9 protein-coding genes are annotated in these 12,005 nt (G+C 76.9%); 4 read left to right on the forward strand and 5 right to left on the reverse strand.

Going from position 1 to position 12,005, the window contains the following annotated elements; genetic code table 11:
* Positions 1-39: 39 nt before the first annotated feature.
* On the forward strand, positions 40-672 hold the full coding sequence (locus ACZ4VL_RS10285) for a TetR/AcrR family transcriptional regulator (protein WP_468198067.1): 633 nt from the start codon (positions 40-42) through the stop codon (positions 670-672).
* A gap of 159 nt (positions 673-831) precedes the next feature.
* Here the strand turns inward: ACZ4VL_RS10285 and ACZ4VL_RS10290 are convergent, their stop codons facing one another.
* From ACZ4VL_RS10290 to ACZ4VL_RS10300, 3 genes are all read right to left on the reverse strand, one after another.
* Complete coding sequence (locus tag ACZ4VL_RS10290; protein WP_468198069.1) at positions 832-1,209, reverse strand: hypothetical protein; 378 nt, start codon at positions 1,207-1,209, stop codon at positions 832-834.
* A 239-nt stretch (positions 1,210-1,448) separates the two neighbouring features.
* A complete protein-coding gene (locus ACZ4VL_RS10295) occupies positions 1,449-2,903 on the reverse strand; it encodes a hypothetical protein (protein ID WP_468198071.1) in 1,455 nt (484 codons plus the stop codon).
* Positions 2,904-3,042: 139 nt separating this feature from the next.
* Positions 3,043-4,266, reverse strand: coding sequence for an MFS transporter (locus tag ACZ4VL_RS10300; protein WP_468198074.1), 1,224 nt, complete (start codon positions 4,264-4,266; stop codon positions 3,043-3,045).
* Positions 4,267-4,375: 109 nt separating this feature from the next.
* Between ACZ4VL_RS10300 and ACZ4VL_RS10305 the strand changes: the two genes are divergently transcribed.
* Positions 4,376-5,497, forward strand: coding sequence for an ArsR/SmtB family transcription factor (locus tag ACZ4VL_RS10305; RefSeq protein WP_468198076.1), 1,122 nt, complete (start codon positions 4,376-4,378; stop codon positions 5,495-5,497).
* Positions 5,498-5,919: 422 nt separating this feature from the next.
* A complete protein-coding gene (locus tag ACZ4VL_RS10310) occupies positions 5,920-6,711 on the forward strand; it encodes an alpha/beta fold hydrolase (RefSeq protein WP_468198079.1) in 792 nt (263 codons plus the stop codon).
* 44 nt (positions 6,712-6,755) lie between these two features.
* Here the strand turns inward: ACZ4VL_RS10310 and ACZ4VL_RS10315 are convergent, their stop codons facing one another.
* Entirely contained in the window at positions 6,756-9,971 is a 3,216-nt protein-coding gene (locus ACZ4VL_RS10315) for an amidohydrolase family protein (RefSeq protein WP_468198081.1), read from the reverse strand.
* A gap of 285 nt (positions 9,972-10,256) precedes the next feature.
* Between ACZ4VL_RS10315 and ACZ4VL_RS10320 the strand changes: the two genes are divergently transcribed.
* A complete protein-coding gene (locus ACZ4VL_RS10320) occupies positions 10,257-10,712 on the forward strand; it encodes an RICIN domain-containing protein (protein ID WP_468198084.1) in 456 nt (151 codons plus the stop codon).
* A gap of 9 nt (positions 10,713-10,721) precedes the next feature.
* Here ACZ4VL_RS10320 and ACZ4VL_RS10325 read toward each other — a convergent pair whose 3' ends face one another.
* Positions 10,722-11,945: a cytochrome P450 gene (locus tag ACZ4VL_RS10325; RefSeq protein WP_468198086.1), complete on the reverse strand. Its 1,224-nt coding sequence runs from the start codon at positions 11,943-11,945 to the stop codon at positions 10,722-10,724.
* Positions 11,946-12,005 lie beyond the last annotated feature (60 nt).

Here is a 12,005-nt window from a genome sequence, read left to right on the forward strand (position 1 = left end):
AACTCCTTAAATCGACAGATGTTGCGTTAAGATGCTGCCATGGAGTCCAGCACACCCGCAAGCGGCAATTCCGTGCCGACCGTCCGCCACCGCACCGGCGGTCGCAGCGCCCGCGTCCGCGCCCAGGTCGTCGAGGCCGTCGGCGCGCTCCTCCTCGAAGCCGGGTACGACGGCCTCACGGTGGACGCCGTCGCCGAACGGGCCGGCGTCCACCGCACGACCGTCTACCGACGGTGGCGCGACGTGGGGGGCCTGCTCGCCGACGTCCTCGACGCCGCGGCCGACGACACCTGGCAGCCGGCGGACACCGGCACGCTGGAGGGCGACCTGACCGCCCTCAACCAGGAGGTGTACGAGGCGCTCTCGTCCGGCCCCACCCTGACCACGGCCCTGATCGCCGCGTCCTTCCGCTCGGCGGAGGCCGCCGGGGCGCTGACCCGCTTCTGGGAGGACCGCTACGAGCGCTGCGCGGTGGTCGTCGCCCGCGCGACCACCCGTGGCGAAGTCCCCGCGGAGACCGCCCCCCGCGCCGTGCTCGTGGCCGCGACCGCCCCCCTTTACCACGAACTCCTGCTGATGCGCACCGCACCCGACCCCGCCCTCCCGGGCCGGGCGGCGCGGGCGGCCGCCGCGGCGGCCCGCGCCGGAGCCTTCGCCGCCGCGGCGGGCTGACGCCCCGTCCGCACGAGGGGCCGGGCCGGCACGGGCGGGGCGAGGCGGGTGCGCGCGGGCCGGACGAGCGGGAGGGGGCCGTGTCCGGTGCGGACGGCACGCCCAGCGTGGGCAGGCAGTCAGGGACCCGGGCGGGCGCCGCTTCGCGGGTGCACGCCCTCAGGACCTCAGGGCTCGGGTGAGCGGGCCCGGCCGGCCCGTGGCCGGCACGGTGAGGGCCGCCCCACGGACACGACGCTCGGCGTGACCGGACGCCGCCCTGTGGCCAGGCCGAGCGTGCGGGCCGGGGTCACGCGGAAGGCCGAAGGTGCCGAGCAGGTCCGCGCCGTGGGCCGGGGCGTACAGCCGGCCGGGCTCCTCGTCGTGTCCGCGCAGGACCGTCTCGGCCGGCTCCTCCCGTGACCAGCAGGTGCACAGCACCAGTGGGTTGAACGTGCGGCCGGATCCCGGGGCGCCCGAGCGGGAGGCCGTCCCGTCGCCGAGGCCTGCCGCCGCGCCGGGCGGGTACGACTCCGTACCCGACCCGGTGCGCAGCACCGTGCGAGGGCCGTCGCGCTCCCCGGGGAGCGGGGCCGGCCGGGCCGCCGCGGGACAGCCCGCCGTAGCCCTGCCGGGTCCTGGCCGTCCGGTACGGTGCAGCCGGCTTCCTCGACGGCCGTCCAGCTGGTCGGGTGCGGGGCAGGGCGGGCCGGCCGTCGGCTGCCCGGCCAGCGGTCCTGCCCCGGCGGGCACGGGTCAGGCGGGGGCGGGGCGGAGGCGGACGCAGGTCGCGGGGGCTACGCGCCCGCCAGGGTGTTCCGCAGTCGGCGGGCCTCCCGTACCGCCTGCGACGAGCCCGGGCGCCCCGCCAGTTCCTCGACCCCGGCGACCGTGCCGCGCGCCCCGGAGTCACGGGCGCAGTCCGCGGCCAGGGCCAGCAGGGGCGGATGGTGCCGGGGCAGGGCGCCCGCCCGGACCGCCGCCAGCAGCCCGGGCAACGCCGCGGCGAGCACGGGCCACACCGCACCGGCGCCCCCGCCCGCCCGGCTGCTGCCCGCCGCCCCGGCCGCTGCCGTCCCGGCGGCCGCCCGGAGGGACTCCGTCACGACCGGCAGCCTCAGCGTGCCGAGCAGTACCAGCCGGGCCAACTCCCCGCCCAGCAGCGCACCGTCGAGGCGGTCCCGCGCGGCGAGGGCGGCCAGCGCGGCCACGGCTGCTGCCCGGTCGACGTCGGCGCCGGCGCCGAGCCCGTACGCCAGGGCCAGGTGCACGGCGGGCCCCGGCGGCCCTTCGCTCGCCGCCAGCGCCGGCAGGAACTCCGCGCCACCCGCGCCACCCGGCCCGTCCTGGTCGGCCGTGGCCGCGACCTCCGCCAGCATCCGCGCCGCGACGACCTCGGGGTGCCAGGGCAGGACGGCCGCAGCATGCCGCTCCCGCTGGCCGAGCAGCAGGTGCTGGCAGCCGATCAGCGGCTCGAACCGGCGGAAGAGCGGCCAGAAGGTCCGGGGGAAGTCGCCCCGCCCGGGCAGTTCCCCGGTGCCGACCAGGACCCGGCGCCCGACCCGGGCCCCGCGCCGCCGGCTCGGAGGCTGCGGCGGACCGGGCTCCTGTTCCACCGTCCACCCGGGTCGGGGCAGCCCGCCCTGCCGCAGCCACGCGGTGACCCGCGGCCCCTCGGGCAGCGTCAACTCCGCCGCCGCGCGCAGCACTTCCCGGTCGACGGGGCCGCCGCAGCGCAGCAGTGCCTGCCCGAGGTCGGCAGGCCCGGGGCGGGCGCCCGCCTGCTCGTACTCGGTGAGCCGCATGACCAGGTCGCGCGGGTCCACCGCACCACCGGCCCGGCTGGGCGCGGCCAGCAGCATGGGCACGGTCACACCGTCCCGCAGCCACCCGCAGACCTCCGCGATGCGCTCGTCGATCACCAGGCGGGCGGCCTCGTGCTGGCAGGTCTCCAGCCAGCCCCCGCCGCCGACCCCGGCAGCCCTCGGCTCGGTATCGACGGGTTGCACTGCGGCCCGTACGACGGCCAGCAGTCGCTGCGCCGCGCGCGTCCGGGGCCGGTGGGGCCCGCTCCAGCGGTCCGCCACCGGCCGCAGCGCCTCTGCGAGCCCGGCCCGGTCCCGTCCGGCCCGGCGGACCACCGCGTCGAGCAGTTCCTCGTACGCCGTGACGCTGCCGCCGTCGCCGCAGATCAGCTCCGCGGCCGAGTCCGCCACCGCGGCGAGCCCGGCGGGCACGCCCTTCCCGTCCATCCACCCCACCCGTTTCCACCGTCTGCGCCCGACCGGGCGGCGCGTGAGGATAACAAGGCGCGGGGGCGGACGAGTTCCGCCCGCGCCCTGCCCGCCCTCACCTGCGGTCCGCCCTCGCCACCTTCACCTGCCGCCCGCTTCACCTGCCGCGCGGCCCGCCGGCCTGCGCGTACGGCGTGACCGTCGGGCCGGGCCGGCCGCGGCGCGCGGCCAGGTGGCGGAGCAGTGCGGCGCCGGCGAGCAGGCCGAGCAGCGCGCACACGCCGGGCCAGCCGCACCACGTGTGGGCGCGCACGCCGAGCCAGGAACCTGCGGTGCCGCCCGAATAGGCGCAGGCCATGTAGGCGGTGTTGAGCCGGCTGCGGGCGTCCGGGCGCAGCGCGTACACCCGCGACTGGTTGGCGACGGAGCCGGACTGCATGGCGGTGTCCATCAGCAGGGTGCCCACGGTCAGCGCGGCCAGCCCGGCCGCGCCGCCGAGCCCGCCCGGCACGAGGACGGCGGCCGCCACGAGGACCCCGATCAGCGAGACCAGGTTCACCAGGTCCGGGCCGTGCCGGTCCACGAGGCGCCCCGCGAGCGGGGTGCACAGCATGGTGACCCCGCCGACCAGGGCCAGCAGGCCGAGCGCCTGCGCCCCCATCCCGTACACCGGCCCGGTCAGCAGCAGGGCCAGGCTCGTCCAGACGGCCGAGAACCCGCCGAAGGCGGCGGCCTGGTAGAAGCAGGAGCGGCGCAGCTCGGGCTCGGCGCGCAGCAGCCGCAGCGGCTCCGTGAGGAACGCGCCGTACGGGCGGGGGGCTGCGGAAGCGTCCGGGGCGGTGTCCGGCACCGCGTGCCGCAGGACGGCCGCCAGGACCAGGGTGACGACCGAGGCCACCAGGTACGGGGCGCGCCAGCCCAGCCACTCGCCCAGCACCCCGCTGAACGCACGGGCCAGCAGCATGCCCCCGGTCGACCCGCTCAGCAGCGTGCCGAGCACCACGCCCCGCCGGTCGGGGGCGACCAGGCCGGCCGCCAGTGGGCCGATGATCTGCGCCGCCACGGTCGTCAGCCCGACCAGGGCGCTCGCGGCGACGAGCGGCGGCAGGGCAGGGGCGCAGCCCGCGCCCAGCAGGGCCAGACCGGTGAGGGAGAGCAGGACGACGAGGAGCGGGCGGTGCCGGATCCGGTCGCCGAGCGGCACCAGGAGGACCATCCCGGCGGTGTAGCCGATCTGGGTGGCGGTGACCACCAGTGCGGCCTCGTCGGCGGGGACGCCGAACCCGGCGGCGATCAGGGGGCCGACGGCCTGCGGGAAGTACAGGTTGCCCACGGCCACGGCGCAGGTCAGGGACAGGACCAGCACCAGGCGGCGGCTCATCCGGCCGCTCCGGGGACCGCGTCCGGCAGGGGGGCGGGGAACGGGGAGGTCATGGAGGGAAGTCCACGGCACCGGGCCCGCCCTGCCAACTGATGTAGCGTACGGCTTAATGATCAGTTTCGAGCTCGGTGTCGAGGACCTGGCCGACACGAGGTTCGCCATCTCGCCCCTGAGCGAAACCGTCCTGAGCCTGCGCGTCCTGCGCGACCCCGGGGTGTCGGCGCTGCACCTGCCGTGGCGCCGGTCCGTCCTCGTCCGGCTCGGCGCCCTCGACACCGGCCTGCTGATGGCCCTGGTCGCGGACCGCCTCACCCTCCCCGACTTCCTCACCCCACGGCCCACGGCGTTCGAACCCGCCTTCGAGGACGAGTTGGCGGTGGTACGCCGGACCCCGCCCGAGACGGTCCGCCGCGACCTGCTGGCCGCGCACGCCCCGGACCCGCTCCCCGACGTGCTGCGGGCGGTCGTGGACGGGCCGCCCGCCCGCGACGGCGCCGCGGTCGCCGGGCTCCGCGACCGCATCTGCGAACTCCTCCACCGGTACTGGGAGATCGCCGTCCAACCGCTGTGGCCGCAGATCCGGCTGGTCGCCGAAGCCGACATGACCTACCGGGCGCGGCAACTGGCCCGGGGCGGCGCCCGGCTGCTCTTCGCCGACATGCACCCCCAACTGCGCTGGGAGGACGGCGGGCCGCGGGGCGTCCTGCGCATCCACCGGACCATCGGCGGGTACGAGGCACGGGCGGCCGGCCGGGGCCTGCTGCTGGTGCCGTGCGTGTTCGCGCACAAGCCGGCGCCGCCCGTCGGCCCGGACGAACCGCCCTCGCTGCTCTACCCGAGCCGCGGGGTGGCGACCCTCTGGCCACCCGCTCCCGCGGTCGCAGCCGCAGCCGCGGGCGGATCCGGATCCGCCCGGGCCACCGATCTCGCCGATCCTGACGGCCGCTTCGGTCCCGTCGGTCCGCTCGGCACCGCAGGGCCTGCCGGTCCGGGGGCCGCGCAGGCCCTCGTCCCGCTGCTCGGCGCGCCCAGGGCCCGGCTGCTCGGACTGCTCGCGGAGCCGCTGGCCACGATCGAGCTGGCCCGCCGTCTGCGGGTCACGCCGAGCGCCGTCTCCCAGCACCTGCGCGTGCTGTACGCGGCCGGGCTGCTCACCCGGGCCCGGCACGGCCGGCAGGTCCTGTACGGGCGCAGCCCGCTGGGCGAGCAACTCGCCGCCGGGCGCCCGTAGGCGGACCCGGCCCGGCGGCCAACGGCCCTTCGAGCCGGGCTGGTTGCCGCGGGAGGCCCTGAACGGACTCGTACTCCTTGAGCACGACGGCGTCCGCGCCGGTGGATCGGCTCGACGGCCTTCGCCATCAACTCCCGCCCGTACGCGGCCGGCCCGGCCCCATGTCGCCGCGGCTCGCGGCGAGTTCGCCGGCCAGCACGTACGCGCCGACCAGGGCGCGTCGTCATCGTGCCCCACCACGTCGGCCTCGACGGCCTCGTGGCCGAACCGGAACTCGGCCCCGCCGCCGACCGCTTCGGACAGCAAGCGGTGGAGGCAGGCCGGCCCGTCCGCGAATCAATACAAGCGTATTGAACATCCGTATAGAACGTCTGTATAGTCGCTCTCGTTGATCCGCAACCACCCGACCGGGGAGATCCGACATGCCTGCCGACCTGCTCCGCGCCGAACTGACCATCGACGGCCGCACCCTGTCCTACCTGGACTCCGGCGGCCCGGGCCGCCCGCTCCTCGCCCTCCACGGACACCTCTCCGAGGGTGCCTCGTTCACGCCGCTCGCCGCTGCCCTCGCCCCGCAGTGGCGCGTCATCGCCCCCGACCAGCGCGGGCACGGCGACTCCGACCGGGCCCCCGAGTACGGCCGGTCCGGCTACCTCGCCGACCTCGTCGCGCTGCTCGGGCACCTCCGCCTCGACCGGGCCGTCGTCCTCGGCCATTCCCTCGGCGGCATCAACGCCTACCACCTGGCCGCCGAGCACCCCGGACTCGTCGAAGCCGTGATCAACGTGGACGCCCCGGCCGACCTGCCCGACGACGGGACGGGCCCGCTGGACTTCGTCCTCGGCTTCCCCTACACCGCCGCCACCCGCGAGGAGTTGATCGCCGCCTGCGGCCCCGTCGGCCCGATGGTGGCGCCGGCCCTGCGCCCCCTGCCCGACGGCAGCGGCTGGCGGCTGCCCTTCCACCCGCAGGACACCGTCGACTCCGAACGCGCCGTGCACGGCGACCACTGGGCGCAGTGGCTGGCCGGCAGGTGCCCCGCACTGCTGGTCCACGGGCGGAAGAGCCAGGTGCTGCCCGAGGAACAGGCCCTGGAGATGCTGGCCCGGCGCCCGCGGACCACGTACCGGCCCCTGGATACCGACCACTTCGTGCAGCTCGGTGACCCGGAGGGCTTCGCCCGCGCCGTCCGGGAGTTCCTGGAGACCCTCTGAGACCCTCTGAGACCCTCTGCGGCCCTATGAGGACCCTCTGTCCGTCACATGTGGCAGCAGCCGTCCCGCAGCATCTGCCGGGTCACCGCGAGCCATTCCTCCGACTCCGTACCCGCGTCCGCAGAACCGGCACCGCGGGTCGCCGAGCCGACGGCCTCCGGGACCGAGGCCTCCAGGGCCCGGCGTTCGAACAGCACCCCGCCCCGCAGCGCGGCCCGGATCCGGATCAGCGCGGCGAAGTCCGTGAAGGGGTCGCCGTCGACGAGCGTGAGGTCGGCCAGCCTGCCCGGCTCCACCGTGCCGAGGTGCTCCGCCACCCCGAACACACGGGCCGGGGTGCGCGTCGCCGTCGTCAGCGCCTCGGCCGGGGTCAGCCCGTACCGGACCAGCGCCCGCAGACCCAGGTGCAGGTGGAGGCCGACCGGGACCAGCGGGGCGTCCGTGCCGAGCGCCACCCGGCCGCCGTCCCGCAGGACCTGCCGGTACGTGTCGACCTCCCGCTCCAGGACGGTGAGCTGCTCGGCGGTCGGCGGCTGTGCCGCGGCCACCCGCACCTCCTCGACGTCCCAGGGCGGCATCAGCGCCGTCACCCGCGGGTCCGCGGCCGCCGCCGGGTCGGCGCCGAGCAGCGGCAGCGCGGTGAACGGGGTGGCGATCAGGTCGAAACCGCCCTGCGCGTACACCGCCACCGTGTCCTGGTGGGTGCGGCCCCCCGGGGTGCAGCCGTGCCCGTACTCGGCGCGCTCGGTGGCCACCAGGTGCGTGGTCAGGTCCTGCCCGGACTGGATCCCCGCCGCGCACAGGTGCGATCCGGCCAGGACGCCCAGCCGCTCGTGGGCGAAGACCGCCGCCTCCTCCATCTGCCGGTAGGGGGCGCGCACGTACGTCTTGACGAAGTCCCAGTCCAGCTCCGCGGCGCGTTCGAGGGTCCTCGCGAAGCCCTCGCGGGTGCGGTGGGCGCGGCCCATGCTGTAGGCCACGCGCGGCCCGTCGAGCAGCTCCCCGCCGGCCAGCAGGCGAGGAGCCGTGAGCAGTCCGGCCCGGATGTCCTCGCGGAGCCGGGCCTGTTCGTGGGCGGAGCCGCCGAGCGAGACCGTGGTGGTGACGCCGTACGCGAGCTGGAGCAGGCCCTGGCGGGCCCCGTAGGTGTACGGGTACGAGTGGACGTGCGCGTCCCACAGGCCGGGCAGCACCGTCGCGGCGGACGCGTCGACGAGCCGGCCCGCCCGCCGGGTGCGCGCCGGCCGGTGCGGTTCGACGGCGGTGATCCGGCCGCCGCTGATGATGACGTCGGCGTCGGCGCGGGGTGCCGCCCCGGTGCCGTCCCACAGCAGTCCCGCGTGCACGACCGTGTCGACGGGGGCGGGCCGCCGGTACGACAGCACGACCGGCACGGTGCGCGGCGCGCCGGCGGCCCGGCCGGCCGCGTCCAGGGCGAGCAGCCGCAGCCGGGCCCCCGACTGGTACAGCAGCGTGCGCGAATCCGCCGACCAGGACGGATGGTCGGCGGGTTCGTCGCTCAGCCTGCGGGCCGGGCCGGAGGGAGTGCCGTCCGGGCGCACGGGCAGCAGCCACAGGGCGGATTCGCCGACGCAGGCCAGGTGGCGGCCGTCGGGTGACCAGACGGGCCCGCTGGCGTACCGGTCGGAGAGCGAGGTGTGCGGGGCGAGCGCGTGCAGCCGGTCCTTCCCGGTCTGCGTGTCGACGATCCGGATGACGTTGTACCCCTCGCGGAAGCGCCGGTTCAGCCGGTTGCGGTCGCAGAGCGCGAGGTACCGGCCGTCGGGCGACCAGCTGGGCCGGCCGGGCAGGCCGCCCCCGCCGAGCGCCGCGACCAGCGGGGTGTCGGTGCCGGTGGCCAGGTCGCGGACGAGGAGCCGGCCGGCCAGGTCCAGGACCGCGAGCCGTCCGCCGTCCGGGGAGAGGATCCCGTAGACGCGGCCGCCGGGGGCGAGGACCGTGTCCCGGCCGGTCGCCGGGTCCAGGCGGCGCACCGTGTTCAGGCCGGACCGGTCGTCGGTGTAGAGCAGGGCCGTGCCGTCCGGGGTCCACACGGGGCCCTGCACGTAGGCGGTGGCGGGGGACCGCAGGATCCTGCGCGGGGTGCCGCCGTCGACGGGCACGGTCCACAGGGAGTTGAGGGCGGCGAAGGCCACGGTGCGGCCGTCGGGCGACAGGCAGGGCAGGTGGATCCCCCGTACGGGCTGCTTCCGTTCGGCCTCCAGGACGTACTCCTTGACCCGCGGCCGGGGCCGCTGCACCTCCAGGACCGCGTCGAGGGCGATCTCGCGGCCGGTGTGGTCCCGGTGGGGGCGGATCACCCGGAACCGGCCGTCGAGGGTGACGAGCAGGTCGTCGTCGCCGATCCAGCGCGGGGGAGCGGGGGCGAGGTCCCCTTCGAGGGGGACCCGGCGGCCGTCCACGAACAGGGTCATCGCCTCGGCCCGGCGCGGTCCGGGCAGCGCGCACAGCCAGGCGGTCCGCCCGGCCGGGGACACCGACGGGGCGAGCAGCCGCCCCTCGGCGGCGGTGTGCTCGACGCGTACGGGCCCCTCGCCCCCGGCCGCGACGGAGGCCAGGGTCCGGGCGGTGAGGGCGTCCCCTTCGACGGTGCCGCGTACGAAGAGGACCCGCGTGCCGTCCGCGGACCAGGCGGGGTCGTAGTCCTCCCACTCCGCCGCCCGGCCGGAGCTGTCGTCCTGGCCGGTCGGCCCGGTCGGCCCGGTCAGCCGGCGCAGCCGCCCGTCGCGGACGCCGACCGTCCAGATCCGGTACGGGCTGCCCGCCACCGGATCGCCGCCGCGCTCGGAGCAGAAGGCGAGGGTCTGCCCGTCGGGTGACCAGGCAGGGGCCCGGTGGTCGAACATGCCGTCGGTCAGCTGCCGCAGCCCGGAACCGTCGGGCCTCATCACCCAGATGTGGAAGGCACCGCCACGGTAGGCGGCCATCGCGACCTGGCGACCGTCGGGGGAGAACACCGGGCGGCACGGCTCCAGGTCCGGCGGGGTGAGGGGGGTCGCGGCGCCGCCGTCCGGGGGCACCGCCCAGAGGACGTTCTGCACCTCGGCGATGACGCGGTCGCCCGAGGCGGTGGCGGTCGCCGCGCCGTTGGTCGCCGCCGTGAACCGGAGCCTGACCGGGGCGCCGGCCGCGGCCCGCGCGACCGGAGCCCCAGGCGCCCCGTCGGCCGCCGTCCCGTCGCCCGCAGCGGCCCCGGCCGGGGCCGCTGCCGGCAGGGCCGTCAGTACGCCACCGGACACCGCCTTCAGTACCGCCCTGCGCCGCACCCGCACCACAACCCCTCGACCCGCTCCGCCGATGACCACCCGTCGGACGCTGAACGATCAAGGGGCCCGCGAGGCAACGGCACGGGGCCGCGGGCCGCGACCGCGTACTGCCGTGTACGGGCCGCGTACGGGCGGGCCACCGGCCCCGCCGGGCCTGCGGCACATGACCGTTTCTGCGGTGAAGGCACTCGTCCGTCCGGGTGAGTCGCCCCCCGCCGCCCTGTCGCCGCCCCGCCCCGGCCCGGTAGACCCACGACCGTGATCAAGAAGCTGCTGCGCGGCCTTCCCGCGCTCCTCCTCGCCGCCCTGCCCCTCCTCTTGACCGCGCCGCCCGCCCACGCGGCGAACACCTTCCGGATCGTCACGGCCCTGAACGCCAAGTGCCTCGCCTCCAACGGCGACAACGTCGAGGTGCAGACCTGCCGCGGCACCGGCAACCAGCTCTGGTACTGGGACGCCGGCAAGCTGCGCAACCTGGCCGAACTCCACTGCCTCGACGTCCGCAACGGTGAGGTCGACGCCGCCGCCCAGGCGGTCGGCGACTGCCACGGCCTGCCCAACCAGCAGTGGCGGACCGACGGCGCCTGGCTGCGCACCCAGGTCAACAACCAGTGCCTGAGCATCCAGAACAGCGGCGACCCGAACGAGCACGCGGGCATCAACCTCCGCAACTGCGGCCCGTACGCCTGGCAGCACTGGCGCTTCGAGGCCTGACCGACGGGCCTACCAGGTCACGTGCAGCACCTCCGGCGAGCGGTGGATCAGGGTCGGGCGCATCCGCGGCGGCGGCCGGTCCGCTGCCAGCCGCAGGTCCGGCATCCGGCGGGTCAGCAGCTCCAGTGTCAGGCGCAGTTGCTCCCGGGCCAGCCGCGATCCCGGGCAGCCGTGCGGGCCGTGCCCGAACGCCAGGTGGCCCCGGTCCGCCGGGCGTCGGACGTCGAAATCCCGGGGCCGCTCGTACCGTTGCCCGTCGCGATTGGCTGACCCGTACGCCACGAGCAGGGTGGCGCCGGCGGGCAGCTCGGTCCCGGCGAGCGTCACCGGCCGGGTCGTGGTGCGGCGGAAGGCCTGGACGGCCGCGTCGAAGCGGGCGCCCTCCTCCACCGCGCCCGGGATCAGAGCCGGGTCGGCGCACAGCATCCGCCACTGCTCCCGGTCGGCCAGCAGGTGCAGCAGGGTGGTGGCGAGGAGCGCGCTCGTCGTCAGGAAGCCGGCGATCAGCAGGTTCTGCAGGGCCGCCACCAGCTCGTGGCGCTGGTCGAGGGTCAACTCCGCGTCCCCGGGTGCCACCGCGGCCACCAGCTCCGAGCACAGGTCGTCGCGGGGGCGGGTACGCCGGTCACGGGCGAGACGGTCCAGCAGGTGCTGGAGGCCGACCACGTCCTCGGCGGCCGCCGCCTGCGCCTGCGGCGGGAGGGGGCGGAAGGCCAGCTCCTCGGCCCGGTAGCCGCCGTGCACGGCGGCGGGCGCGTCCGCCGGGTCCAGCCCGATCAGCCGTCCGATCACCAGCCCGGGCAGCCGGCGCGCGTACGCCGCCACCAGCTCCGCGCGACCGTCGGCGGCGAAGGCGTCCACCAGTTCCTGCGCGCAGGTGCGGGCGTACGGGACGGCCGCTGCGACCCGGGCCGCGGACAGCCCCCGGCTCAGGGGGGCCCGCAGCCGGCGGTGGGCTGCCCCGTCCGAGGAGACGACGGTGGGCCGCGGCTCGAATCCCCGCGCGAGCACGCCGAGCGCCTCCGGCGAAGGCAGCACGTCCGGCAGGAGGGCGTGCGCCGAGGAGAAGTCCTCCGCGCGGCGCAGCACCTCCCGTACGTCCCGGTCGCGCGCCACCAGCCAGGCGTCGGCCTCCGGTACGTACACCAGGCCCTCGGCCCGGCGGGCCCGGGTGTAGCGGGGGTAGGGGTCGCGGTAGAACTCGTCCCGCCTCGCCTGGTCCTGCGGTGCCACACGGGCCTCCGGGGTGCGGTCGGGTCCGGTCGCCGTTCCCGGCGGGTCCGGACGGGGTTC

It is taken from the genome of Streptomyces sp. NPDC029014 (assembly GCF_055564695.1).

Coding starts and splice junctions, on each gene's coding strand:
- ACZ4VL_RS10285 (WP_468198067.1), top strand. CDS start 40: ATGGAGTCCAGCACACCCGCAAGCGGCAATTCCGTGCCGACCGTCCGC.
- ACZ4VL_RS10295 (WP_468198071.1), bottom strand. CDS start 2,903: ATGGACGGGAAGGGCGTGCCCGCCGGGCTCGCCGCGGTGGCGGACTCG.
- ACZ4VL_RS10300 (WP_468198074.1), bottom strand. CDS start 4,266: ATGAGCCGCCGCCTGGTGCTGGTCCTGTCCCTGACCTGCGCCGTGGCC.
- ACZ4VL_RS10305 (WP_468198076.1), top strand. CDS start 4,376: ATGATCAGTTTCGAGCTCGGTGTCGAGGACCTGGCCGACACGAGGTTC.
- ACZ4VL_RS10310 (WP_468198079.1), top strand. CDS start 5,920: ATGCCTGCCGACCTGCTCCGCGCCGAACTGACCATCGACGGCCGCACC.